Origin of the sequence: Streptomyces viridochromogenes DSM 40736 (genome assembly GCF_000158955.1) — a bacterium.
Taxonomy (GTDB): domain Bacteria; phylum Actinomycetota; class Actinomycetes; order Streptomycetales; family Streptomycetaceae; genus Streptomyces; species Streptomyces venetus.
Genome location: NZ_GG657757.1, coordinates 5,210,570 through 5,235,893 on the forward strand (window position 1 = coordinate 5,210,570; position 25,324 = coordinate 5,235,893).

21 protein-coding genes and 3 pseudogenes are annotated in these 25,324 nt (G+C 70.7%); 19 read left to right on the plus strand and 5 right to left on the minus strand.

Going from position 1 to position 25,324, the window contains the following annotated elements:
• Positions 1 to 32 precede the first annotated feature (32 nt).
• From SSQG_RS22955 to SSQG_RS22975, 5 genes and pseudogenes are all read left to right on the plus strand, one after another.
• Positions 33 to 3,033: pseudogene (locus SSQG_RS22955) on the plus strand (BTAD domain-containing putative transcriptional regulator).
• Positions 3,030 to 3,758 (plus strand): prepilin peptidase, encoded by a 729-nt coding sequence (locus SSQG_RS22960; protein ID WP_039933451.1) that lies wholly within the window; start codon positions 3,030 to 3,032, stop codon positions 3,756 to 3,758. The pseudogene SSQG_RS22955 and the gene SSQG_RS22960 overlap by 4 nt, the downstream one beginning before the upstream one ends.
• Before the next feature lie 113 nt (positions 3,759 to 3,871).
• On the plus strand, positions 3,872 to 4,885 hold the full coding sequence (locus tag SSQG_RS22965) for a CPBP family intramembrane glutamic endopeptidase (RefSeq protein ID WP_167545795.1): 1,014 nt from the start codon (positions 3,872 to 3,874) through the stop codon (positions 4,883 to 4,885).
• A gap of 70 nt (positions 4,886 to 4,955) precedes the next feature.
• Positions 4,956 to 6,155, plus strand: coding sequence for a cyclic dehypoxanthinyl futalosine synthase (gene mqnC / locus SSQG_RS22970; RefSeq protein WP_003992234.1), 1,200 nt, complete (start codon positions 4,956 to 4,958; stop codon positions 6,153 to 6,155).
• Between the two features lie 58 nt (positions 6,156 to 6,213).
• The gene (locus SSQG_RS22975) at positions 6,214 to 6,660 is read left to right on the plus strand and encodes a hypothetical protein (RefSeq protein WP_003992235.1); all 447 of its coding nucleotides are present in this window, start codon (positions 6,214 to 6,216) and stop codon (positions 6,658 to 6,660) included.
• Positions 6,661 to 6,717: 57 nt separating this feature from the next.
• Here SSQG_RS22975 and SSQG_RS22980 read toward each other — a convergent pair whose 3' ends face one another.
• A complete protein-coding gene (locus tag SSQG_RS22980; RefSeq protein ID WP_003992236.1) occupies positions 6,718 to 7,761 on the minus strand; it encodes a chitinase in 1,044 nt (347 codons plus the stop codon).
• An 817-nt stretch (positions 7,762 to 8,578) separates the two neighbouring features.
• Between SSQG_RS22980 and SSQG_RS42960 the strand changes: the two are divergent.
• Positions 8,579 to 8,722, plus strand: a pseudogene (locus tag SSQG_RS42960) (polysaccharide deacetylase family protein); the annotation flags it as partial.
• Positions 8,723 to 8,908: 186 nt separating this feature from the next.
• On the plus strand, positions 8,909 to 9,604 hold the full coding sequence (locus SSQG_RS42965; protein WP_003992237.1) for a demethylmenaquinone methyltransferase: 696 nt from the start codon (positions 8,909 to 8,911) through the stop codon (positions 9,602 to 9,604).
• A 13-nt stretch (positions 9,605 to 9,617) separates the two neighbouring features.
• Here the strand turns inward: SSQG_RS42965 and SSQG_RS22990 are convergent, their stop codons facing one another.
• Both SSQG_RS22990 and SSQG_RS22995 read right to left on the minus strand, forming a co-directional pair.
• Positions 9,618 to 9,929, minus strand: coding sequence for a PASTA domain-containing protein (locus SSQG_RS22990; protein WP_078506901.1), 312 nt, complete (start codon positions 9,927 to 9,929; stop codon positions 9,618 to 9,620).
• A gap of 110 nt (positions 9,930 to 10,039) precedes the next feature.
• A complete protein-coding gene (locus tag SSQG_RS22995) occupies positions 10,040 to 10,570 on the minus strand; it encodes a GNAT family N-acetyltransferase (protein WP_003992239.1) in 531 nt (176 codons plus the stop codon).
• 97 nt (positions 10,571 to 10,667) lie between these two features.
• On the opposite strand from SSQG_RS22995, the gene SSQG_RS23000 reads away from it, so the two are divergent.
• Positions 10,668 to 11,960, plus strand: coding sequence for a geranylgeranyl reductase family protein (locus tag SSQG_RS23000; RefSeq protein WP_003992240.1), 1,293 nt, complete (start codon positions 10,668 to 10,670; stop codon positions 11,958 to 11,960).
• A 16-nt stretch (positions 11,961 to 11,976) separates the two neighbouring features.
• Here SSQG_RS23000 and def read toward each other — a convergent pair whose 3' ends face one another.
• Positions 11,977 to 12,603 carry a peptide deformylase gene (def, locus tag SSQG_RS23005; protein ID WP_003992241.1) on the minus strand — a complete coding sequence of 209 codons (627 nt, stop codon included), beginning with the start codon at positions 12,601 to 12,603 and terminating at the stop codon, positions 11,977 to 11,979.
• A gap of 270 nt (positions 12,604 to 12,873) precedes the next feature.
• On the minus strand, positions 12,874 to 13,713 hold the full coding sequence (locus tag SSQG_RS23010) for a C40 family peptidase (RefSeq protein ID WP_003992242.1): 840 nt from the start codon (positions 13,711 to 13,713) through the stop codon (positions 12,874 to 12,876).
• 724 nt (positions 13,714 to 14,437) lie between these two features.
• On the opposite strand from SSQG_RS23010, the gene SSQG_RS23015 reads away from it, so the two are divergent.
• From SSQG_RS23015 to nuoK, 11 genes and pseudogenes are all read left to right on the plus strand, one after another.
• Positions 14,438 to 14,797: an NADH-quinone oxidoreductase subunit A gene (locus SSQG_RS23015; protein WP_003992243.1), complete on the plus strand. Its 360-nt coding sequence runs from the start codon at positions 14,438 to 14,440 to the stop codon at positions 14,795 to 14,797.
• A gap of 13 nt (positions 14,798 to 14,810) precedes the next feature.
• Positions 14,811 to 15,365, plus strand: a complete 555-nt coding sequence (locus SSQG_RS23020; protein ID WP_031141109.1) for a NuoB/complex I 20 kDa subunit family protein — start codon at positions 14,811 to 14,813, stop codon at positions 15,363 to 15,365.
• Positions 15,362 to 16,105, plus strand: a complete 744-nt coding sequence (locus tag SSQG_RS23025; RefSeq protein ID WP_039933455.1) for an NADH-quinone oxidoreductase subunit C — start codon at positions 15,362 to 15,364, stop codon at positions 16,103 to 16,105. Before SSQG_RS23020 ends, SSQG_RS23025 begins: the two co-directional genes overlap by 4 nt.
• Entirely contained in the window at positions 16,102 to 17,424 is a 1,323-nt protein-coding gene (locus tag SSQG_RS23030; RefSeq protein ID WP_003992245.1) for an NADH-quinone oxidoreductase subunit D, read from the plus strand. The genes SSQG_RS23025 and SSQG_RS23030 overlap by 4 nt, the downstream gene beginning before the upstream one ends.
• A complete protein-coding gene (gene nuoE, locus SSQG_RS23035) occupies positions 17,421 to 18,332 on the plus strand; it encodes an NADH-quinone oxidoreductase subunit NuoE (protein WP_003992246.1) in 912 nt (303 codons plus the stop codon). The genes SSQG_RS23030 and nuoE overlap by 4 nt, the downstream gene beginning before the upstream one ends.
• Positions 18,332 to 19,678 carry an NADH-quinone oxidoreductase subunit NuoF gene (gene nuoF, locus SSQG_RS23040; protein ID WP_039933456.1) on the plus strand — a complete coding sequence of 449 codons (1,347 nt, stop codon included), beginning with the start codon at positions 18,332 to 18,334 and terminating at the stop codon, positions 19,676 to 19,678. The genes nuoE and nuoF overlap by 1 nt, the downstream gene beginning before the upstream one ends.
• Positions 19,675 to 22,180, plus strand: a pseudogene (locus SSQG_RS23045) (NADH-quinone oxidoreductase subunit G). The gene nuoF and the pseudogene SSQG_RS23045 overlap by 4 nt, the downstream one beginning before the upstream one ends.
• Positions 22,177 to 23,553, plus strand: coding sequence for an NADH-quinone oxidoreductase subunit NuoH (gene nuoH / locus SSQG_RS23050; protein ID WP_003992249.1), 1,377 nt, complete (start codon positions 22,177 to 22,179; stop codon positions 23,551 to 23,553). Before SSQG_RS23045 ends, nuoH begins: the two are co-directional and overlap by 4 nt.
• Complete coding sequence (nuoI, locus tag SSQG_RS23055) at positions 23,546 to 24,187, plus strand: NADH-quinone oxidoreductase subunit NuoI (RefSeq protein ID WP_039933457.1); 642 nt, start codon at positions 23,546 to 23,548, stop codon at positions 24,185 to 24,187. Before nuoH ends, nuoI begins: the two co-directional genes overlap by 8 nt.
• On the plus strand, positions 24,184 to 25,026 hold the full coding sequence (locus SSQG_RS23060) for an NADH-quinone oxidoreductase subunit J (protein WP_003992251.1): 843 nt from the start codon (positions 24,184 to 24,186) through the stop codon (positions 25,024 to 25,026). The genes nuoI and SSQG_RS23060 overlap by 4 nt, the downstream gene beginning before the upstream one ends.
• Positions 25,023 to 25,322, plus strand: coding sequence for an NADH-quinone oxidoreductase subunit NuoK (gene nuoK, locus SSQG_RS23065; protein ID WP_003992252.1), 300 nt, complete (start codon positions 25,023 to 25,025; stop codon positions 25,320 to 25,322). The genes SSQG_RS23060 and nuoK overlap by 4 nt, the downstream gene beginning before the upstream one ends.
• Positions 25,323 to 25,324 lie beyond the last annotated feature (2 nt).

Consider the following 25,324-nt stretch of genomic DNA (forward strand, 5'->3'; position numbering starts at 1 on the left):
GGCACTCCACACACGACCCCAGGACACCCGCCATGCCACGACGCCGCACCTCAAGCTCGTCAAGCTCGACGGGAAGTACGACGGGAACGGGAAGTACGCCGGGAGCGACGGCTCCGAGGAATCGGACGCCGCAGCCGGTGCGGATGCGACGGCGGTCGTTCGGGGACTTCGTCAAGGCCTTCTTCGCGTTCGTCGCGCTGGCCGTGCTGCTCGTCGGCGTGCCGGGCGCGCTGGCCACGCAGATCGGGTGGCCGCTGCCGAACGGTGTGCCCAGCCTCGACTGGCTGCAGCAAGAGATCACCGTCCACACGTTCCTGAACATCCTCACCGTCGTCGTGTGGCTCGCGTGGGCCCAGTTCACCGCCTGCGTACTCGTGGAGATGAAGGCCGCGCTGTCCGGTGTCGGTGTGCCGGGGCGGGTCCCGGGGGCCGGGCCCAGTCAGCTGCTCGCCCGGCAGCTCGTCGCGGCACTGCTGCTCGTCGGGGCCACCGCCGCCAGCTTCACGCCCGGGCTGTCGCAGCTCGGGCAGAGCGGCTACGACGCCAACCAGAAGCCCACCGTCGCGGCGGCCCAGCAGACGCCGGGTCTCTTCGCCCAGCAGCAGGAGCAGGCCGCCGGTGCCGCGTCCGCCCTCGCCGAGCAGGCCTCGCACGCCGCCGCCCACGCCGACGCCGGCGGCAGCACCGCCAAGCAGGGCGACACGAAGTACTACCGGATCCAGCCGCCCGAGGGGCGTCACCACGACTCCCTCTGGGAGATAGCGGATCGGCACCTCGGTGACGGGCGTCGCTACAAGGAGATCTTCGAGCTCAACAAGGACCGCGTCCAGCCGGACGGGTCCAAGCTCTCCGAGGCCAGCCTCATCCGGCCCGGGTGGATCATGGAGATGCCGGGCGACGCCCGCGGTGGCGAGCTCGTCGAGATGCCCGACGAGGCGCCCAACGTCTCGCCGGACGTGCAGCAGCAGATCTCCGACTACGCCCAGACGGGAGATCACGCCCAAGGGGGAGGCGGTGCCCAGGGCGGCGGACACGAGCACGCCGGTGGCGGTGCCTCCCAGGTGTCCCTCCCGGACCAGCAGCGGCCCGCCCCCGACTCCGGTCACCAACAGGCCACCGGCGTCGACGCCGAGTCGGACAGCTCCTTCGGCCTCCCCGAAGCCCTCCTCGCCGCCCCCCTGCTCGCCGCCGGTCTCCTCGGTGCCCTGGGGCGCCGGCGCCGGCAGGCGCTGTGGCAGTCGGCGTTCGGGTCGGTCGGCGGACGGCGCGGCATGGAACCGCCCACGCCGACCGGGGACGCCCAGGACGTCCAGGACGCGCTGCTCGTCGGCGCCGACCCCGAGGGCGTGCGGCTGCTCGACCGGAGCCTGCGCGGTCTCGCCGCCTCCCTCGCCGAGGAGTCGCGGGCCCTGCCGGTCGTGTACGCCGCCTGGCTGAGCAACGGCGACCTGCACCTCCAGCTCGCCCAGCCCGCCGGGAAGCCGCCCGCCCCCTGGCAGCAGGGGCAGGACCAGACCTTCTGGATGCTGGCCCGGGCGGACGCCGAGCGCTACGAGGACGACGTCGACACGGCCGCGCCCTACCCGGGGCTCGTCAGCCTCGGCACCATGGACGACTCGCGGCTGCTGCTCAACCTGGAGGCGGTGCCCGGCATCGTCTCGCTCTCCGGCCGGGAGGCCGACCGGGGCCGCCGTCTTCGCGTCCGTCGCTGCCGAGTTGGCGACCAACGGCTGGTCCGACCGCATGACCATCACGCTCGTCGGCTTCGGGCAGGACCTCACCCCGCTCGCGCCGAACCGGATCCGGCACCTCGAGGACATCGAGGCGCTCGTCGAGACCATGGAGGCCGAGACGCGGCAGCGGCGGGGCGCGCTCGGTGCCGCCGGGCACGACTCCGTCCTCACCGGCCGTACCGGGCCCGCCCAGCACACCCGCTGGGCCCCGCACCTCGTCCTGCTCGCCGCGCAGCCGTCCGCCGAGGACGCCGTCAAGCTCGCCGAACTCGCCGCCGACGCCGGCCGGCTCGGCATCGGCTACCTCGTCGGCACCGAGACCGGCGACCTGCCGGGCGCCGCCTGGGAGATGGAGATCACCGGCCAGGGCAAGCTGCTCGCGCCGCTCCTCGGGCTGGAGCTCGACGCCCAGTTGCTGCCCGCCGCCCAACAGCGTGCCGTGGTCGAGCTGTTCGTCGAGGCCGACCCCGAGCGCGAGGCCGACGGGCCCGCGACGACCCCGCCGTTCCTCGTCGACATCAGCGAGCAGGGCCGGCCGGCCGTCTACGCCCGGCTCGTCGGGCCGTACGAGATCATCGGTCTCGACACCCCGGACGGGGAGCGCAGCGCGCTGCTCCACGAGGCGCTCGCCCTGCTGCTCCTGCACCGCGAGGGTGTGCACCCGCGCGTGCTGTCCTCCGCGCTGTGGCCGCGCGGCGTCACCGACGACGTACGGGACGCGCTCCTGGACCGGCTGCGCGACTGGCTCGGCGCCGACCCCGACGGCACGCCCCGCCTCGGCAGGGACGGCACCGGGCGGCTCACCCTCGCCAAGTCCGTCGTCTCCGACCTGGACGTGCTGCGCTCCCTCTACCACGAGGCCACGCAGGGCAGCGGGGCCGGCAGCCGGGCCGTGCGCGGTCGGTTGCTCACCGACGCGCTCGTGCTGGTGCGTGGGCCGCTGCTCGCCGACCGGCCCGAGGGACGCTACCGGTGGCTCGGCCACGAGATCGTCGACGCCCAGCTGCCGCTGCTCGTCGCGGACACCGGGCTCGCGCTGTGCGAGTTCCACATGGAGAAGGACCGGGCGGAGAAGGCCATCGAGGCCCTCAACGCGGCCCTGCGCACGGCCCCGTCCGACGAGCGGCTGTGGCACGAGCTGCTGCGCGCCACCCACGCCACCGGTGACCCGGACCGGCTGACCGGGCTCGCCACCGACCTCATCGGCCGCAGCGGGGCCCGTGGTCTGCCGCCGCGCACCGAGGCACTGCTCGACGAACTGCTGCCGACGTGGCGCGACGCGATCGCCGCGGTGGGATGAACACCTCGCTGCTCGTCCTCGCCGCCGCGCTCTGGGGTGCGGCGGCGGGCGCGTACCTGCCCCGCGCGGCCTACCGGTTCTCGGCCCCCGCGGGGGAGCCGTGGCACCGGGCCTGCCCCGACGGCCACGCCCTCAAGGGCTGGCTGGGACGTGCCGCGTGTCCCGGGTGCGACGGGGGCGGACACGGGCCGCGTACGGCACCGCTGGTGATCGCCACGGGCCTCCTCTGCGCCGCCCTCGCCGCCGCCACCGGCACCCGGCCCGAGCTCGGCGTCTGGCTGCTGCTCGCGCCCGTCGGGGTCCTGCTCACGGTCGTCGACTTCCGTGTCCGGCGGCTGCCCGACCCGCTCACCCTGCCGTTCGCCGGGGCCGCGCTCGCCCTGCTCGGCCTCACCGCACTCGTGCCCGAACACGCGGGGCACTGGACGACCGCGCTGCTCGGCTCCCTCGCCCTGGGCGGCGGCTACTTCGTCCTGTTCCTCATCAACCCCGCGGGGATGGGCTTCGGCGACGTCAAACTCGCCCTGGGCACGGGAGCGGTGCTGGGCTGGTACGGCTGGCCGACGGTGATGCTCGGCACCTTCGCCGGTTTCCTGCTGGGCGCGCTGTACGGCGGCGCGCTGGTCGTCGCACGGCGAGCCTCACGCAAGACGGCGATCGCATTCGGCCCGTTCCTGATCGCGGGGGCGTTCCTGGGACTGCTCGTGGGCGCGTACACGGCCTGACACCGGCCTGGTTGCCACTCCGGTTCAGGACAGGGGATCACCCCCGGGGCTGAATCCGTACTCATGCTGAGGGCGGACGTCGGAGGTCTGCCCCGGTTGTCATGATGCTGATCATGTCAACCGCGTTCCCGCAGCCCGACCCCACCGGCGTCCCCTACCACCGCCTGGACCGCACCACCGGCCGTCACCGCTGGTGGCGGCCCCTGGTCGGGGGGCTGCTGTTCTTCGGCGCCTATCTCGTGCTGCTGGTCGTGCTGTTGGCCGGTTCCGAGGTTCTCGGGATGGTGGCCGGGCTGCCGGAGACGTCCGACGGCGTCGATGTGGGGCCTCTCGGCAGTACGGCCATGGACCTGGTGTCCATCGCCCTGGCCCTGCCGCTGGTGCTGCTGGTCGTGTGGTGGCCGGGGCGGCGGCCGGTCGGCACCGTGTCGTCGGTCACCGGGCGGTTGCGGATCGGCTGGCTGGGGTGGTGTCTGCTGGCCGCCACGCCTCCCATCCTCCTGCTGACGGTGACGGCCTTCTTCCTGCCGGGCAGCGGTGAGTCCGACGTGTGGGTGGGATGGCGTTCGTTCCTCGTCTCCCTGGCCGTGCTGGCGCTCCTCGTCCCGCTCCAGGCCGCGGCCGAGGAGTACGTCTTCCGGGGCTGGCTGACCCAGGCGGTCGGTGCCTTCGTGCGCTCTCCCTGGTTCGCCGTGCTCCCGCAGGCCGTGCTGTTCGCCGCCGCCCACGGGTGGGGCACCCGGTGGGGCTTCATCGGCCTGATGGTGTCCGGGGTCGTGTCGGGGCTGCTGACGATCCGCACGGGCGGGCTGGAAGCGGCCATAGCCCTGCATGTGATGAACAACCTGCTGGCCTTCGGTGCCTCCGCGGCGGTCGTCGACGGTCTGTCCTCCGACGAGACGGCGGCCGACGCGCCCTGGCAGCTGGCCCTCGCGGCCATGGCCACGGACCTGCTCTACGCGGCGATCGTGCTGTGGCTCGCCCGCCGCCGCACACCACAGCGTCTCTCACCCCCGGTGACGCCCCCGCATCCCGCGCACCCCCATGCCCCGTACCCGTACCCGCCGTACCCGCCGTACCCGCAGCCCCCGTACCCGGGCGCCTCCGACCCCGCCCGCACGGCCTGACGTCCGGGGCTCCGATCTCCTGGCGTACGCTGGGCTGGTCCGTCCACAACCCTTACGAAAGGGACGCCCGGTGACCGAGAAGGCCGACCTTCAGCCCATCCTCGACCGTGCAGCCGCCGGTGGGCGGATCACCCCCGACGAGGCACTCACGCTGTACCGGGACGCCCCGTTGCACGCGCTGGGCGCCGCCGCCGACGCCGTACGCCGCCGCAGGTACGCGGGCACCGAGCACATCGCGACGTACATCATCGAGCGCAACATCAACTACACGAACGTCTGCGTCACGGCGTGCCGCTTCTGCGCCTTCTACGCCGCCCCCAAGGACACCGACAAGGGCTGGACCCGCGACCTGGACGACATCCTGCGCCGGTGCGCCGAGACGGTCGAGCTGGGCGGCACGCAGATCATGTTCCAGGGCGGGCACCACCCGGACTACGGCGTCGAGTACTACGAGAAGCACTTCTCCGCCATCAAGCAGGCCTTCCCGCAGCTGGTCATCCACAGCCTGGGGGCGTCCGAGGTCGAGCACATGGCCCGGATCTCCAAGGTGTCGGTCGAGGAGGCCATCCGGCGCATCCACGCCGCCGGGCTCGACTCCTTCGCCGGTGCCGGTGCCGAGCTGCTGCCGGAGCGGCCCCGCAAGGCCATCGCCCCGCTGAAGGAGTCCGGCGAGCGCTGGCTGGAGATCATGGAGATCGCGCACGGCCTGGGCGTGGAGTCCACGTCGACCATGCTCATGGGCACCGGCGAGACCAACGCCGAGCGCATCGAGCACCTGCGGATGATCCGGGACGTCCAGGACCGCACGGGCGGCTTCCGTGCCTTCATCCCGTACACCTACCAGCCCGAGAACAACCACCTGAAGGGCCGGACGCAGGCGACCCTCTTCGAATACCTGCGGATGATCGCGATCGCCCGCCTGTTCATGGACAACATCGCCCACATCCAGGGCTCGTGGCTCACCACGGGCAAGGAGATCGGGCAGCTCTCCCTGCACTACGGCGCCGACGACCTCGGCTCGATCATGCTGGAGGAGAACGTCGTCTCCTCCGCCGGCGCCAAGCACCGGTCCAACCGGATGGAGATCATCGACCTGATCCGGAAGGCCGGGCGGGTGCCCGCGCAGCGGTCGACCACCTACGAGCACCTCGTCGTCCACGACGACCCGGCGAACGACCCCGTCGACGACCGCGTGGTGTCGCACTTCTCGTCCACGGCCATCGAGGGCGGCACGGCTCACCCCGAGCTGAAGCTGCTCGCCCCCAACTGAGCCGCACCGACCGAGTCGCACCACTGATCCACCTCAACCGATCGGCAGCGCAGAAGAGTTGGAGACCATTCACACGGCCGACGCGGTCCGCATCACCTGGGACTCCGATCCCGTCAAGGGCGGTGCCGTGGTCGTCGGACGGGACCGGATCGGTGCCGTCGGGAAACTCGACGACGTGCGCGAGGCGTTCCCGAAGGCACGGGTGCGCCGCTGGCCCGGCACCCTCGGCCCCGCCCGCGTCCACGAGGGTCCGCTCCCGGACGCCCCGAGCCCGCGCGAACGCGTCCACGCGGTGCTGAAGCTCGGCGCGGTGGCGGTCCTGGAGGAGTACGTCGACTCGGCCGAACTCCGGTCCGCCGCCGAGCGCAACGACGTCGTCGTCCTGCCGCGTGCGCGCAACACCGCGATCGTCCCGACCGGCCGCGCCGACCTCGCCGTGTACGACGAGGCGGGGGAGTGCGTCGCGACGGTGTGCGCGGGGCGGCTCGTGCACCGGCGCCGCTGAGCGGGCGTTCTCCGGTAGCGGGTGGCGGGTGGCGGGTAGCGGGTAGGGGGTAGCGGGTCAGCCCGCGAACTCCTCCCCGAACGCCCCCGAACTCTGCTTCACCCCACTGCAGTCGGTCGCCGCCCGGTCGGTCGCGGTGCCCTTCGCGCACTGCCGGTCCCGTGCCGTCGACCACATCGACACCCACCCGACGCCCTTCTCCTCGGCGAAGGCACGGACCTCGGCCGCGTCGGCCAGCGTGAAGGTCTCGCCGGCGACGTCGTTGACGCCGATCATCGAGGTGAGCGCCATGCCCCGCCAGGCCTGCGCGTCCGACGTGCCGAAGACCTTCTTCAGCTGCGTGTGCGCCGCCTTGGCCGCGGTGAGGGCGTAGCCGCCCATGTCGCCGTCGTACGACTCGCCGTAGTTCATCGTCATCAGGTTGACCGTGCCGACCTCGACGCCGTTGTTGTTGGCGGAGCCGAGCAGCGCCAGGCTGTTCTTGTCCAGGCCGGAGGGCATGACCGGGAGCGTGAAGGAGACCTCCAGGTCCGTGCGTTCCTTCTGGAGCAGCGCGATCGCCTCCGAACGCAGCTCCATGGAGGCGGAGTCGGCGAGGTCGTCGCCCTCCACGTCGAAGTCCGCCCGGGTGGCACCGGCCGCGTCGAGGGCCTCGCCGTAGGCCGCCGCCAGGTCCGGCGCGCTGTCGCAGGCCGCCGCGAGTTCCTCGCCGGAGGCGCCGCCGAAGGAGACCCGGACCTGATCGCCGTCCTCCTTGAGCGCGGCGACACGGGACTTCACCGCCGAGTCGCCGATGGCGTGCGTGCCGTTCCAACGCGGGGTGCAGTCGCCGCCGTCGGCTATGACGAAGGCCAGGTTGTACGTGGTGGGGGAGCCGGCGGAGTCGGTGCCGGCGGCCTCCGTGGCGCTGACGTACGGGGCGTACGACGTGCCGGCCGCGGCGGGGGAGGAACTGCCGGGCGCAGCGGCTGACGAGCTGCCGGGCGCGGCCGACATCGAGGGGGCCGGGCGCGCCGCCTCGCCCTGCTCGGAGCACGCGGTGGTGGCCAGGGCGATCAGGCAGCCCAGTCCGACCGCCGCCGGCTTCCGGTAACTCCGCATGAAGCACGCTCCCGTTCTCGTGAGGTCACAAGGGCCCAGGCCATCAGGGTGTAAACCCCTAGTACGTTTCCCGGCAGCAAACGTCTCACGATGCTGGGCGATCACGGCGCGTTGTGCGGGCGTTCGCGAGAACCCTCAGAGAAAGGACAGGTTGACTCGTTTCTCATGGGTCTCTCACATGAAAATCCGAGTTTAGAGCACATAAAGGCATCCTAATGTCCGGAGATTGCATTCCGCTCCTGCCATCGAAAGCCGCTCCACGCGCGGTCGCCGCCGCAAACGCGGCAACGGATCCGCCGAAGGGCCCGTGTTCGTTGACAACTCCGGACGCCGCGCCAGGCGGCTGCGCCGGTGCGGCCTCTTCCTGGGGGCCGTCTGCGTCGGTTACGCGGCCGTGCTCGGCGCGGCCTTCACGGGGGGGGGGGGGGGGGGGCGTCGCTGACGCCTTCGCAGTTGCTTCCGTTCGCGGGCGCGGGGCCCGGGGGCGGCCGGCCGCAGGGCGAGGGTCCCGGCGTCCCGGGTGGCGCCCCGCCGAGCGGCGCCCCGTCCGCCCCGCCCCAGGCCGCCGGAGACGGTACCGCCGGTCGCACCGCTGCTCCTGCTCGCGCCGGTCTGCGTGATGCTGCTCGACGGCTATCTGCGCGCCGAGGTCGGCGGCGACCAGCGGGTGCGCACCGGGGCGAGCTCCAGCGACGTACCCGACGATGTCCTGGACGGCGGGCCGATCCTCACCTTCCGCGACGGACAGGCCACCACCGTCTCCGTCCCGGACAAGACCATCGCGCTCACCTTCGACGACGGTCCCGACCCGACCTGGATGCCCCAGGTCCTGGCGATCCTCGAGAAGTGCGACGTGCCCGCCACGTTCTTTCTGGTCGGCTCGATGGTGTCGCGGTACCCGGGCATCGTGCGGGACAAGGTCGAGCAGGGCCAGGAGGTGGGCGTCCACACCTTCACGCACGTCGACCTGTCGTACCGGAGCGACGCCCGCGTCCGGCGCGAGGAGGAGCAGACGCAGCTCGCGCCGGGGCGGGCGCGGCCGGCATCACGACCACCCTGTTCCGGGCGCCGCACTCCTCGGGGACGGCGTGGCGGCACGGAGGAAGCCGAGGCTCCTGCCCTGAGGACGTGCTGCAAGAATGGGCCCGTGACCCGCGCATCCCTGGACAAGCAGCCGCACGAAGTCGCCTCGATGTTCGACGACGTGGCGGAACGGTACGACCTGACCAACGACGTGCTGTCCCTCGGCCAGGACCGGCGCTGGCGCAAGGAGGTCGCCAAGGCGGTCGACGCGCGCCCCGCGCAGAAGGTCCTCGACCTGGCGGCGGGCACGGGCACCTCCTCGCTGCCCTTCGCGCAGACCGGCGCCTACGTCGTCCCCTGCGACTTCTCCCAGGGCATGCTCCAGGTCGGCAAGCAGCGGCAGCCATGGCTGCCCTACACCGCGGGCGACGCGACGAAGCTGCCCTTCAAGGACGGCACCTTCGACGCCGTCACCATCTCCTTCGGGCTGCGCAACGTGCAGGACACGGACGCCGCCCTGCGCGAGATGCAGCGGGTGACCCGGCCCGGCGGACGGATCGTGATCTGCGAGTTCTCGCACCCGACCTGGGCGCCCTTCCGCACCGTCTACACCGAGTACCTGATGCGCGCCCTGCCGCCGGTCGCCCGGGCCGTGTCCTCCAGCCCCGACGCCTACGTCTACCTCGCCGAGTCCATCCGCGCCTGGCCCGACCAGCCGGCGCTCGCGGAGCGGCTGGGCAAGGCCGGCTGGTCGCGGGTGGCCTGGCGCAACCTGAGCGGCGGGATCGTCGCCCTGCACCGGGGCTTCAAGGAGAGCTGACCCTCGCGGGCCCTCACGGGGAGCTGGGGACCATGTACGGGTCGCCCGGCTCGTCCAGCTCCCGCTGGAGTCCGCCCCGGGGCGGTCGTGGGATCCGCGGCTCGTGCACGCCCCCGCCGCCCTCGCCGGGGCCGAAGTCGAACCACACGTAGACCATCGAGTCGCGCGGCACCGCGGCCCCGGGGTGCGGGTACTGGCGCACGACGTAGTCGACGACGGCGAGATGGAAGTCCGGCCGGTCCGGTGCGTTGAGGAAAAGGCCCTGCGCCCGGGCCGTCTCCCGCGCGTCCACGGCCATCAGACCGACCAGACGCGGTACATGCACTTCGGGTGTATTGCGGGATATCTGCACAGATGTCACCCCCAGCGGTACTGGAAGGGTAACTCCGGCTCCGGACCGGCCGGAAGCAACAGGTGTCTTTCTGTGACAGTCGACTACGCAGCGTCAGCGGACGGTCGCCGGAGGTCGAGGCGGTAGCAGTGGCCCGTCCGCTCCGAGGCCGGCGTCGTGAACGTCTCGGCGAGGCGCATGCCCAGGCGCTGTGCGACCGCCACGGACCGGGTGTTGCGGGCGTCGACCATCGCCACCACGCCCGGTACTCCGGCACCCCGCATCCGCTCCAGGGTCTGCCGCGCGGCGGCGGTGACGTACCCCTTGCCCCAGTGGTCCCGGCCGAGCCGCCAGCCGATCTCGATCTCGCCCGTCGGGCCCCAGCTCCGCTCCCAGGGCTGGGCCCCGGTGAAGCCGATGACCTGCCCGGAGCCGTCGAGCACGGTCCACAGGCAGAAGCCGAGCTCCGCGTCGTGCCGGCGCTGGCGGGCGGTGAGCTCCTCGTAGACCGACAGCTCGGCGGACCTGCCGCCGTGGAACTCCATGACGTCCGGGTCGTCGAAGATCCGGTGCCAGACGAACGCGTCCTCGTGGGTGGGGACACGGAGCCGTACAGCGGGGAGAGCTCGGTTCACGGAGGCAGCCCTTCAGCCGGTGACGAATGCTGCTGCATAGACTGCCCATGTCCAGTGCCGGTCGGCACCAGATTCCGAACCTTGGGGAGATCCCGCCGTGACCGACGTGACCGAGCCCCTCTCCGAGAACACCGCCGACGTGATCGTCGTGGGCGCGGGGCCGGCCGGCTCCACCACCGCCTACCACCTCGCCAAGGCGGGACTCGACGTCCTCCTCCTGGAGAAGACCGCGTTCCCGCGCGAGAAGGTCTGCGGCGACGGCCTCACCCCGCGTGCCGTCAAGCAGCTGGTGGCCATGGGCATCGACATCTCGGAAGAGGCCGGCTGGCTGCGCAACAAGGGCCTGAGGATCATCGGCGGCGGGGTGCGGCTCCAGCTCGACTGGCCGGATCTCGCCTCCTTCCCCGACTACGGCCTCGTCCGCAAGCGCGACGACTTCGACGAGCAGCTCGCCCGGCAGGCCCAGAAGGCGGGCGCCCGGCTGTACGAGCGCTGCAACGTGGGCGCGCCGGTCGTCGACGACCGCACGGGCCGCATCACCGGCGTGCACGCCAAGCTCGGCGAGGACAAGCGCGAGGTCACCTTCCACGCGCCGCTCGTCGTGGCCGCCGACGGCAACTCCACCCGCCTGTCCCTCGCGATGGGCCTGCACCGCCGCGAGGACCGCCCGATGGGCGTGGCGGTGCGGACGTACTTCACCAGCCCGCGGCACGAGGACGACTACCTGGAGTCCTGGCTCGAACTGTGGGACCGCCGCGGTCCCGAGGACCGTCTCCTGCCCGGCTACGGCTGGATCTTCGGCATGGGCGACGGCACCTCCAACGTCGGCCTGGGCGTGCTCAACACCTCCGACTCCTTCAAGGAACTGGACTGGCGCGAGGTCCTGAAGGCCTGGTGCGCGTCGATGCCGGAGGACTGGGGCTACACCCCCGACCACATGACCGGCCCCATCCGCGGCGCCGCCCTGCCCATGGCCTTCAACCGCCAGCCGCACTACACGAAGGGGCTGTTGCTGGTCGGCGACGCCGGCGGCCTGGTGAACCCCTTCAACGGCGAGGGCATCGCCTACGCCATGGAGTCCGGCCAGATCGCCGCCGACGTCATCGTCCAGGCCCACGCGCGGCCGACGCCGGCCGGCCGCGAGATGGCCCTCCAGCGCTACCCGCGCGTGCTCAAGGACACCTACGGCGGCTACTACACGCTCGGCCGCGCCTTCGTGAAGCTCATCGGCAACCCCAAGGTCATGCAGATCGCCACGCAGCGCGGTCTCACGCACCCCCTGCTGATGAAGTTCACGCTGAAGCTCCTCGCGAACCTCACCGACCCGACCGGCGGCGACGCGATGGACCGCATCATCAACGGCCTGAGCAAGGTGGCGCCGAAGGCCTGATCGGGCTCAGGGCCCCTCAGGCGCTGAGCGCCTCGATGGTGGCGGCCCGGCGCGCGAGCACCTCGTCCCGCCGGTCCGCCATCTGCCGCAGGGCCTCCTTGCGGTCCCGTCCGGACAGCCGGTCCAGGTACACCTGACCGTTCACGTGGTCGGTCTCGTGCGCCAGACAGCGGGCGAAGTAGCCGGTGCCCTCGATGACGAGCGGTTCGCCGTCCCTGTCGTACCCGCGGACGACGGCCCGGTCCGGGCGCGGTACGTTCATCACGGCGCCGGGGACGGAGAGGCAGCCCTCCGAGTCGTCGAGAAGCCTCCTGTGCGAGGCGTCGAGCGGTTCCAGGACCGGGTTGACGACGTGCCCGACGTGCCGCACCCCGTCGTCGTCCGGGCAGTCGTAGACGAACAGCCGCAGATCGACCCCGACCTGGTTCGCGGCGAGCCCGGCTCCGTCCGCGATGTACATCGTCAGGAACATGTCGTCGATGAGCGCGGCGAGGTCCGGGCCGAACTCGGTGACGTCCCGGCACGGCTTGTGCAGGACCTCCTCACCGGCCTCGGTGATCCGCCGGACCTTGCCGTGCCGGGCCTCGGGCGCGTGCCGGGGGTAGGAGTCGACGGGCCGTCCTTGCACGAAGACGCTGGGCATCCTGCTCTCCTCGGTGTCCGGTGTGAGTGACCGGCACTCATCACAACAGAACCCGGGTGGCCGTCCCAGGAGGAGTCCGGCCACACCGGCCGTCCCCGGAAGGCGCCAGAAGGCCGTCTGGGCACTACGCCATGCATCGGCTCGTCCCCGGGCACCCGTCGGCCCCGAAAGGCCGGGAGACGGCCGCGAGGACGGCAGGACGGGGGGCGGACACGACGGGAGGGCCGCTGCCCACCAGGGGCAGCGGCCCTCAAACCCGTACGCGTGACGTCAGAGGACGCGCACCGCGCCCGACGCCGGGTAGCCCGACAGGTCCTGGATGACGACGCCCTTGGAGGGGTTGGCCGCGTCCAGGTACTGGCCGTTCCCGATGTAGACACCCACGTGGTACGCGGAGCCCTTGCCGCCCCAGTAGAGGATGTCGCCGACCTGGACGCTGGACAGCGGGACGTCCGTGCCGGACATCGACTGGTCCTGCGAGACGCGCGGCAGGTCCACACCAACCTGCTTGTACGCGGCCTGCACGAGGGAGGAGCAGTCCCAGGCGTTGGGGCCGGTGGCGCCCATGACGTAGGCGTCGCCCACCTGGGCCTTGAGGAACGCGATGACGGTCGCGACGCTGCCGCTGGAGGGCGCCGACACCGAGGTGGAGGCGGACGCGGACGTGGACGCGGAGAGCGTGGCGCGCTCGGAGCTGCGGTTGGCGCGCTCGGCGGCGGCCTTGCGGGCGGCCTCGGCGGCCTTCTTCTTGGCCTCCGCCTTCTTCTTCGCCTCGGCGAGGTCCTTCTTGGCCTCTGCGGCGGCCTTGGCGGCGGCGGCGTCACGCTCGGCGCGCAGTTCGTAGTTCGCGGCCGCCTGCTGGGTGGCGGCCGCGGACTGGGCGACCTGAGCGGACATATCGGCCGTCAGGGTGGGCAGTTCGATGGTCTGCGTCACCGGCTCGGCGGCGCTCGCCGAGGCCGACGCACCCGCCGCTGCCATGCTGAGAACGCCACCGGCAACGCCGGCACGCAGGGCGATCGAAGAGGTCGCGCTGCGGCGGGGTTTCCGGTGGCTGCGTATGTGAGCGGTGTGGGACATGGGAACAACCGGTACCAGGGGCTCCTTCATATCTTCAAGAAACGTGTGCTGCGCCACAGTTGTTCAAACAGGACCCCAAAACCCCCGTTCGAGGCTCTTTATTGACGCCGTAACGGACATTGCGGGCGCTCTGTTGCGAGGCTGTGATCACGGTCTTTGATCAATACGCCCGAATTGCCCCGCACCTACCACCGGTTGAGTTGATTGGCCAAGCCCCGTTCTCATGAACCTCTCATGGGTGTGACGGAGGTCACGGAACGACCGTCGGGCCGGTCGCGTCGCGCGCCGTGGATCACGACCGGATCACGGGCTCGCGAAGATCGTGAACGCGCGCACGTGTCCACACCCCGCCCTGTGCGCCCCCTGATGTGTGAACGCGCCTCTATCAAGAGATCGAGTCCATCACCAATTTGCATGCAAGGGAACTCTCTTGATATTGAGACGCACCCTCCGGCCTGCGACGACGAGCCAAAATGTCACCTCTGGTGATCACTCGGACGCTTCGCGTGTGAAGATCACCGCTCATCCGACTTCATGATCGATCGTCAGGTGGTAGAGATCACAAAGCTTGTGCAATACCCCGTGTCGCAGATCACAGAGCGTCGGGCATAAGATGCACGCGGTTGGGCTTGTGACCTGCTTCACATGTTCCCGATCTTCGCCGGGGCGGGCGGGGTTCGCGGGACTGGTGGGGCGGATGTGAGCCCGATGCAAACCGCCAGCAGTCAGTGCCGACTGAGAGGAGCGAGGAGCGGTGAACGCTTATGCGCCCATCCTCGTACTGGGAGCCCTCGGGGCAGGCTTTGCGATCTTCTCCGTGGTCATGGCCACGTTGATCGGGCCCAAGCGGTACAACCGGGCCAAGCTCGAGGCCTACGAGTGCGGTATCGAGCCGACCCCCACGCCGGCCGGCGGCGGGCGCTTCCCCATCAAGTACTACCTGACGGCGATGCTCTTCATCGTCTTCGACATCGAGATCGTCTTCCTCTACCCCTGGGCCGTCACCTTCGACGCCCTGGGGATTTTCGGGCTCGTGGAGATGCTGCTCTTCGTGCTCACCGTCTTCGTCGCGTACGCGTACGTATGGCGGCGCGGCGGCCTGGAATGGGACTGAGGGGCCACAAGTCATGGGACTCGAAGAAAAGCTGCCGAGCGGCTTTCTGCTGACCACCGTCGAGCAGGCCGCGGGCTGGGTGCGCAAGTCGTCCGTCTTCCCCGCCACGTTCGGCCTCGCCTGCTGCGCCATCGAGATGATGACCACCGGCGCCGGGCGCTACGACCTGGCGCGCTTCGGCATGGAGGTCTTCCGGGGATCGCCGCGACAGGCCGACCTGATGATCGTCGCCGGCCGGGTCAGCCAGAAGATGGCGCCGGTGCTGCGGCAGGTCTACGACCAGATGCCGAACCCCAAGTGGGTGATCTCCATGGGGGTCTGCGCCTCCTCGGGCGGCATGTTCAACAACTACGCGATCGTCCAGGGCGTCGACCACATCGTCCCGGTCGACATCTACCTCCCGGGCTGCCCGCCACGGCCCGAGATGCTCCTGGACGCCATCCTCAAGCTCCACCAGAAGATCCAGTCCTCCAAGCTCGGCGTGAACGCCGAGGAGGCGGCCCGCGAGGCGGAGGAGGCGGCGCTCAAGGCCCTGCCCACGATCGAGATGAAGGGGCTGCTGCGGTGAGCGACGCGAACGGCACCAACGGCCCGAACCCCGAGAAGGACCTGTCGGCCTCCAACCTCCCCGGCCAGCGCGGCGAGGGCGGCGAGGAGATCCGCGTCCAGCGCGGCATGTTCGGCGCGAACAACGGCGGCGACACCTCCGGCTACGGCGGCCTGGTCCGCTCGGTCCGGCTCCCGGGACCGGCGACCCGCCCCTACGGCGGCTGGTTCGACGAGGTCGCCGACGAACTGGAGGGCGCCCTGGAGGAACAGGGACTGCTCCCCGCCAACGCCATCGAGAAGACGGTCGTCGACCGCGACGAGCTGACCTTCCACATCGAGCGCGAGCACCTGCTCCTCGTCGCCCGCACCCTGCGCGACGACCCGGCCTTGCGCTTCGAGCTGTGCACCGGCGTCAGCGGCGTCCACTACCCGAGTGACAAGGGCCGCGAGCTGCACGCCGTCTACCACCTGCGCTCGATCACCCACAACCGGCTGATCCGCCTGGAGGTCAGCGCCCCCGACAGCGACCCGCACATCCCGTCGCTGTTCTCCGTCTATCCGACGAACGACTGGCACGAGCGCGAGACGTACGACTTCTTCGGCATCGTCTTCGACGGTCACCCGGCCCTGACGCGGATCATGATGCCGGACGACTGGCAGGGCTTCCCGCAGCGCAAGGACTACCCCCTCGGCGGCATCCCCGTCGAGTACAAGGGCGCCCAGATCCCGGCTCCGGACCAGCGGAGGTCGTACTCATGAGCACTTCCCACGCCTCCCCTCGCGAGACCACCGAGGGCACCGTCTACACCGTCACCGGCGGTGACTGGGACGAGGTCGTCGAGTCCGCGGCCCGCGCCGACGACGAGCGCATCGTCGTCAACATGGGCCCGCAGCACCCGTCCACGCACGGCGTGCTCCGCCTGATCCTGGAGATCGAGGGCGAGACCGTCACCGAGGCCCGCTGCGGCATCGGCTACCTGCACACCGGCATCGAGAAGAACCTCGAGTACCGGACCTGGACGCAGGGCACGACGTTCGTGACGCGCATGGACTACCTCACGCCGTTCTTCAACGAGACGGCGTACTGCCTCGGCGTCGAGAAGCTCCTCGGCATCGAGGACCAGATCCCGGACCGGGCCTCGATCATCCGCGTGCTCCTGATGGAGCTGAACCGGCTGTCGTCGCACCTGGTCTGCATCGCCACCGGCGGCATGGAACTCGGCGCCACCACGATCATGATCTACGGATTCCGTGATCGTGAACTCATTCTCGACATCTACGAGCTGATCACCGGCCTGCGGATGAACCACGCGTACATCCGCCCCGGCGGACTCGCCCAGGACCTGCCGCCCGGCGCGGTGGACCAGATCCGCGAGTTCGTGAAGAAGATGAAGAAGAACCTCCCGGAGTACGACAAGCTCGCCACCGGGAACCCCATCTTCAAGGCCCGCATGCAGGACGTGGGCTACCTCGACCTGGCCGGCTGCATGGCCCTCGGCGCGACCGGACCGATCCTGCGCTCCACCGGCCTGCCGCACGACCTGCGCAAGACGCAGCCGTACTGCGGCTACGAGACGTACGACTTCGAGATCCCGACCGCCGACACCTGCGACTCCTACGGCCGCTTCCTGATCCGGCTGGAGGAGATGCGCCAGTCGCTCAGGATCGTCGAGCAGTGCCTGGACCGGCTCCAGCCCGGCCCGGTCATGGTCGCCGACAAGAAGATCGCCTGGCCGGCGCAGCTGGCCCTCGGCCCCGACGGCCTCGGCAACTCCCTCGACCACATCAAGAAGATCATGGGCACCTCCATGGAGGCCCTGATCCACCACTTCAAGCTGGTCACCGAGGGCTTCCGCGTCCCGCCGGGCCAGACGTACGCGGCGGTCGAGTCGCCCAAGGGCGAACTCGGGGTGCACGTCGTGTCCGACGGCGGCACCCGCCCCTACCGGGTCCACTTCCGCGACCCGTCCTTCACCAACCTTCAGGCCATGGCGGCGATGTGCGAGGGCGGCCAGGTCGCCGACGTCATCGTCGCCGTCGCGTCCATCGACCCCGTGATGGGAGGCGTCGACCGGTGACCACCTCATCCTCCGAGCGGGGCGTCAGCCTGGGCATGCCCGAACTGCCCGCACCCGCCTACCCGGACGACGTACGGGCCCGGCTGGAGACCGACGCGCGCGAGATCATCGCCCGCTACCCGGACTCCCGGTCCGCGCTCCTGCCGCTGCTGCACCTCGTGCAGGCCGAAGAAGGGCACGTGACCCGCACCGGCATGCGGTTCTGCGCGGAGATGCTCGGCCTCACCACGGCCGAGGTCACCGCGGTCGCCACCTTCTACACCATGTACCGGCGCCGCCCGAGCGGTGACTACCAGGTCGGGGTGTGCACCAACACCCTGTGCGCCGTCATGGGCGGGGACGCGATCTTCGAGGAGCTCCAGGAGCACCTCGGCGTCGGCAACGGCGAGACCACCGACGACGGCAAGGTCACCCTGGAGCACATCGAGTGCAACGCGGCCTGCGACTTCGCGCCGGTCGTGATGGTCAACTGGGAGTTCTTCGACAACCAGACCCCGTCGAGCGCCAGGCGCCTCGTCGACGACCTGCGCGCCGGACGGCCGGTCACGCCCACCCGCGGGGCGCCCCTGTGCACGTTCAAGGAGACCGCGCGGGTCCTCGCCGGCTTCCCCGACGAGCGGGACGGCGCCGTGGAGTCCGGGGGGAGCGCGGGACCCGCTTCCCTGGTCGGCCTGAAGCTCGCCAAGGGGGAGGGAGCCTCCGCGCGCGTGGTGCATCCGCGCGGTGAGGCGGCCCGCACCGAGGCGCCGCACGACCCGTCACCGACGGAGCACTTGAGCTCGCACGACGCGCCGCAGGACACGTCGGCCTCCGACCCTTCCCACCCGTCGCCCCCCACCACCCCTGATGGAGGGGCTTCGCCCCGCCCCGCCGATACGGCCGGGCCTGCCGCCGAGGAGGGGGAGTGATGACCTTGGCACCCGAGCTGAAAGACATGAGCCCCGAGAAGCTGCTCGCACCGGTGCTGTCGGCCTTCTGGGACGAGGACAGGTCCTGGACGCTGGACGTGTACCGGCGGCACGACGGGTACGAGGGGCTGCGCAAGGCGCTCGCCATGTCGCCGGACGACCTGATCGCGTACGTCAAGGACTCCGGTCTGCGCGGGCGCGGGGGCGCGGGGTTCCCCACCGGGATGAAGTGGCAGTTCATTCCCCAGGGGGACGGTAAGCCGCACTATCTTGTTGTCAACGCCGACGAGTCGGAGCCGGGGACGTGCAAGGACATCCCGCTCCTCTTCGCGAACCCGCACAGCCTCATCGAGGGCATGATCATCGCGTGTTACGCCATCAGGTCGTCGCACGCCTTCATCTATCTGCGGGGTGAAGTCGTCCCCGTACTGCGGCGGTTGCACTCCGCCGTGCGCGAGGCCTACGAGGCGGGCTTCCTCGGCGAGAACATCCTGGGCAGCGGACTCGATCTCGACATCACCGTGCACGCGGGGGCGGGCGCGTACATCTGCGGTGAGGAGACCGCACTGCTGGACTCGCTCGAAGGCCGCCGGGGCCAACCGCGGCTTCGTCCCCCCTTCCCTGCTGTCGCGGGCCTCTACGCGTGCCCGACTGTGGTGAACAACGTCGAATCCATCGCGTCGGTTCCCGCGATCATGCAGCGGGGCAAGGAATGGTTCCGGTCGATGGGGAGCGAGAAGTCGCCCGGCTTCACCCTCTACTCCCTGTCCGGCCATGTCGCGAGCCCCGGCCAGTACGAGGCGCCGCTCGGGATCACGCTCCGCCAGCTCCTCGACATGAGCGGCGGGATGCGCCCCGGGCACCGCCTGAAGTTCTGGACGCCGGGTGGCTCCTCGACCCCGATGTTCACCGACGAGCATCTCGACGTCCCCCTTGATTACGAAGGAGTGGGCGCCGCGGGTTCCATGCTCGGCACCAAAGCTCTCCAGTGTTTCGACGAGACGACCTGCGTGGTCCGTGCCGTCACCCGCTGGACGGAGTTCTACGCCCACGAGTCCTGCGGCAAGTGCACACCCTGCCGCGAAGGGACCTACTGGCTCGTGCAGCTGCTGCGCGACATCGAGGCCGGCAAGGGACAGATGTCCGACCTCGACAAGCTGAACGACATCGCCGACAACATCAACGGCAAGTCCTTCTGCGCCCTCGGCGACGGCGCCGCCTCGCCGATCTTCTCCTCGCTCAAGTACTTCCGCGACGAGTACGAGCAGCACATCACGGGCCGGGGCTGCCCCTTCGACCCGGCCAAGTCGACGGCCTGGGCCGACCGCACGGAGGTGAACGCATGACCGTGACCACCAGCTCTCCCTCCGGTGGGGGAGAAGCGGCGGTCCCGCCGGAGGACCTCGTGTCGCTGACGATCGACGGCGTGGAGATCAGCGTGCCCAAGGGCACCCTGGTCATCCGGGCCGCCGAGCAGCTCGGCATCGAGATCCCCCGGTTCTGCGACCACCCCCTGCTCGACCCGGCCGGCGCCTGCCGCCAGTGCATCGTCGAGGTCGAGGGCCAGCGCAAGCCCATGGCGTCCTGCACCATCACCTGCACCGACGGCATGGTGGTCAAGACCCACCTCACCTCGCCGGTCGCCGAGAAGGCCCAGAAGGGTGTGATGGAGCTCCTGCTCATCAACCACCCGCTGGACTGCCCGGTCTGCGACAAGGGCGGCGAGTGCCCGCTGCAGAACCAGGCCATGTCGCACGGCGACGCCGACTCCCGCTTCGAGGGCCGCAAGCGGACCTACGAGAAGCCCGTCCCGATCTCCACCCAGGTGCTGCTCGACCGCGAGCGGTGCGTGCTGTGCGCCCGGTGCACCCGGTTCTCCAACCAGGTCGCGGGCGACCCGATGATCGAGCTGGTCGAGCGGGGCGCGCTCCAGCAGGTCGGCACCGGTGAGGGCGACCCGTTCGAGTCGTACTTCTCCGGCAACACCATCCAGATCTGCCCGGTCGGCGCGCTGACCTCGGCGGCGTACCGATTCCGCTCCCGCCCCTTCGACCTCGTCTCGTCCCCGTCGGTCTGCGAGCACTGCTCCGGCGGCTGCGCCACGCGCACCGACCACCGGCGCGGCAAGGTCATGCGGCGGCTCGCGGCGGACGACCCCGAGGTCAACGAGGAGTGGATCTGCGACAAGGGACGGTTCGGGTTCCGGTACGCGCAGCAGCGCGACCGGCTCGAGACGCCCCTGGTGCGCAACGCGGAGGGCGAGCTGGAACCGGCCTCCTGGCCGGAGGCGCTGCAGATCGCGGCCCAGGGGCTGCTGGCCTCCCGGGGCCGCACCGGCGTCCTGACCGGCGGCCGCCTCACCATCGAGGACGCCTACGCGTACAGCAAGTTCGCGCGCGTGGCGCTCGACACCAACGACATCGACTTCCGCGCGCGCGTGCACAGCGGCGAGGAGGCCGACTTCCTCGCCGCCCAGGTCGCCGGGCGCGGCCGCGACCTCGACGGCACGGGCGTCACATACACCGCCCTGGAGAAGGCGCCCGCGGTCCTGCTGGTCGGGTTCGAGGCGGAGGAGGAGGCGCCCGGCGTCTTCCTGCGGCTCCGCAAGGCCTGGCGGAAGCACGGGCAGAAGGTCTTCTCCCTGGCCACGCACGCCACCCGGGGTCTGGAGAAGGCCGGTGGCACGCTGCTGCCGGCGGCCCCCGGCACCGAGACCGAGTGGCTGGACGCGCTCGCGAGCGGCGTCGGTCTGGAGGACGACGGAGCCCGCGCCGCCGAGGCGCTGCGCACCGAGGGCGCCGTGCTCATCGTCGGCGAGCGGCTGGCCGCGGTCGCCGGCGGCCTGACCGCCGCCGTGCGCACCGCGTCCGCGACCGGGGCACGGCTGGCGTGGATCCCGCGCCGGGCCGGGGAGCGCGGCGCCGTCGAGGCGGGCGCGCTGCCGTCCCTGCTGCCGGGCGGGCGTCCGGCCACCGACCCGCGCGCGCGTGACGAGGTCGCCGCCGTCTGGGGGCGTCGCCGGACTGCCGCACCGCTACGGCCGCGACACCGGCCAGATCGTCGAGGCCGCGGCGACCGGAGAACTCCAGGCGCTGCTGGTGGCGGGCGTGGAGACGGCCGACCTGCCCGACCCGGCACGCGCGCGTGCCGCGCTCGACGAGGTCGGCTTCCTGGTCTCGCTCGAACTGCGGCCCGGCGAGATCACCCGCAAGTCCGACGTCGTCCTGCCGGTCGCCGCGGTCGCCGAGAAGGCCGGCACCTTCCTCAACTGGGAAGGCCGGATCCGCTTCTTCGAGGCCGCGCTCAAGCCCGACCAGATGACCCGCCGCCCCGCACCCACCGACGCGCGTGTGCTGCAGATGCTCGCCGACGCCATGGACGTCCACCTCGGACTGCCCGATCTGCGCACCGTACGCGCGGAGATCGACCGGCTCGGCGCCTGGGACGGCCCGCGGGCCACCGAGCCCCTGGAGACCGCGGCGGCGCTGCCCCGCCCGGCCGCCGGGGAGGCGGTCCTCGCCGGGCACCGGCTGCTGCTCGACCAGGGCGTCCTCCAGCAGGGCGACGAGGCGCTCGCCGGGACGAGGCACGCCGCACGCGCGCGGGTGTCGTCCGCGACTGCCGCCGAGGCGGGCGTCAAGGACGGCGACCTGCTCGCGGTCACCGGCCCCGAGGGGGTCGTGGAACTCCCGCTCCAGATCAGCGACATGCCCGACCGGGTGGTGTGGCTGCCGCTGAACTCCACCGGCGGCGGCGTCGCCTCCGACACCGGGGCGCGGCCCGGCTCCCTCGTCCGCATCGGCCCGGCGACGCTCGCCGGCGAGGCCCCCAAGGAGGTGGAGGCATGAGCCCGTACCTCGCCGCAGAAGACCTCTCGATGTTCGGCACGGACCCCTGGTGGCTGGTCGGCATCAAGGCGGTGTTCTGCTTCGCGTTCCTGATGGTGACCGTGCTGGTCTCCATCGTCATGGAGCGCAAGGTCGTCGCCTGGATGCAGCTGCGCATCGGCCCCAACCGGCACGGCCCCTGGGGCATGCTCCAGTCGCTCGCCGACGGCATCAAGCTGATGCTCAAGGAGGACGTCGTCGTCAAGCGCGCGGACAAGGTGGTGTACGTCCTCGCGCCGATCGTCGCGGCCATCCCGGCCTTCATGGCGATCGCGGTGATCCCCTTCGGCCCGTCCGGCAACGAGATCTCGATCTTCGGCCAGCGCACCACGATGCAGCTCACCGACCTGCCGATCGCGATGCTCTACGTCCTCGCGGTCGCCTCGGTCGGCATCTACGGCATCGTCCTCGCGGGCTGGAGCTCCGGCTCGACGTACCCGCTGCTGGGAGGCTTGCGCTCCTGCGCGCAGATGATCTCCTACGAGATCGCGATGGGCGCCGCCTTCGCCTCCGTGTTCCTCTACTCGGGGTCGATGTCGACGTCCACGATCGTCGAACAGCAGCAGGACCGCTGGTACATCGTCCTGCTGCCGCTCTCCTTCGTCCTCTACATCGTGACGATGGTCGGCGAGACCAACCGCGCCCCCTTCGACATGCCGGAGTCCGAGGGCGACCTGGTCGGCGGCTTCAACACCGAGTACTCGTCGATCAAGTTCGCGATGTTCATGCTCGCCGAGTACGTCAACATGGTGACCGTCTCGGCCGTCGCCACCACGCTGTTCCTCGGCGGCTGGCGGGCCCCGTGGCCGATCAGCACCTTCTGGGAGGGCGCGAACCACGGCTGGTGGCCGATGCTCTGGTTCACGGTCAAGGTCCAGCTGCTGCTGTTCATGTTCATCTGGATCCGCGGCACCCTGCCGCGCGTCCGCTACGACCAGCTGATGAAGCTCGGCTGGAAGGTCCTCATCCCGGTCTCGCTGGTGTGGCTGATGCTCGTCGCCAGCGTGCGGGCCCTGCGCAACGAGGGCTACGACTTCGGCGACATCGCCCTCTACGTCGGCGGCGGCGTGCTGGCTCTGCTGGTGCTCTCCTTCGTCGCGGACATGTTCCGCGAGAAGTCGAAGCAGGACGGCGGACCGGCCGAGACCCCGCCCGCCTTCGACCCGATGGCGGGCGGATTCCCCGTACCGCCGCTGCCCGGACAGGAGCTTCCGCCGGTTCCGCGACGCCGCTCGCGCCGCGAGCGGGAGCTGATTGTCAGTGGTGGCCCCGATACTCAGAGTGACGAATCTCTGGGCGGATCTACGGATGGAAAGGAGGCGTCCGATGGCTGAGGAACCGAAGGACACCAAGCCCGGTTTCCAGAACCCCGTGGCCGGCTTCGGCGTGACCTTCAAGGCCATGTTCAAGAAGCGGCTGACCGAGCAGTACCCCGAGCAGCAGAAGACCACGGCTCCGCGCTTCCACGGACGGCACCAGCTCAACCGCCATCCGGACGGCCTGGAGAAATGCGTCGGCTGCGAACTGTGCGCGTGGGCCTGCCCCGCCGACGCGATCTACGTGGAGGGCGCGGACAACACCGACGAGGAGCGCTACTCGCCGGGCGAGCGGTACGGCCGCGTCTACCAGATCAACTACGCCCGCTGCATCCTGTGCGGCCTGTGCATCGAGGCCTGCCCCACGCGCGCGCTCACGATGACGAACGACTTCGAGCTCGCCGACTCCAGCCGGGCCAACCTCATCTACACCAAGGAGCAGCTGCTCGCCGGTCTGGAAGAGGGCATGGTCGACTCGCCCCACGCCATCTACCCGGGCATGGACGAGCAGGACTACTACCGGGGCCTGGTCACCGAGGCCGCGCCCGGCACCGAGCAGCAGGTCGCCCACTCCAAGGGCGAAGTCGTGCAGGAGGCCGACTCGACCTTCGGCGGGACCGAACCGGCGTCGGAGAAGGTGATCGGCCGATGACCACCCAGCTCGCCGCCTACTCCACCTCCACCGGAGAGGCCGTCCAGTTCTGGATCCTCGGCACCGTCGCGGTGATCGGCGCCCTGGGCACCATCCTCATGAAGAGGGCCGTGCACAGCGCCCTCTGCCTCGCCGGGACCATGATCATCCTGGCGGTGTTCTACCTCGCCAACGGCGCCTACTTCCTGGGCGTCGTACAGATCATCGTCTACACCGGCGCGATCATGATGCTGTTCCTGTTCGTGGTGATGCTCGTCGGCGTGACCGCGGCGGACTCCCTGAAGGAGACCATCAAGGGCCAGCGCTGGCTGGCCCTGTTGTGCGGCCTGGGCTTCGGCATCCTGCTGTTCGCCGGGATCGGCAACGCCTCCCTCAAGGAGTTCAACGGCATCGGCCAGGCGAACGCCGGCGGCAACGTGCAGGGCATCGCCGCCCTCCTCTTCACCCGGTACGTCTTCGCGTTCGAGATCACCGGCGCCCTGCTCATCACGGCCGCCGTCGGCGCCATGGTGCTCACGCACCGCGAGCGCACCGAGCGCGCCAAGACACAGCGGGAGCTCGCGGAGGAGCGCGTCCGCGAGGGCAAGTACATGCCGCCGCTGCCGGCGCCCGGCGTGTACGCCCGGCACAACGCGGTCGACATCGCGGGCCTGCTGCCCGACGGCACCCCGTCCGACCTCACCGTCAGCAAGACGCTGCGCGAGCGGGGCCAGATCCGGGACGTGTCGCAGGAGGCGCTCAACGACCTCAAGGCCCTGGAGCAGCGTGCCGAGGAGCGCCTGGAGCGGAAGGCCATCGAGCCGGCCACGTTCAAGCGGCCCGAGGAGGCGTCGAAGTGAACCCGGTCAACTACCTCTATCTCGCGGCCCTGTTGTTCACGATCGGCGCGACCGGCGTGCTGATCAGGCGCAACGCGATCGTCGTGTTCATGTGCATCGAGCTCATGCTCAATGCCTGCAACCTCGCGTTCGTCGCCTTCTCCCGGATGCACGGCAACCTCGACGGCCAGATCATCGCCTTCTTCACGATGGTGGTCGCCGCCGCGGAGGTCGTGGTCGGGCTCGCGATCATCGTGTCCCTGTTCCGTGCCCGCCACTCGGCCTCGGTCGACGACGCCAGCCTGATGAAGCTGTAAGG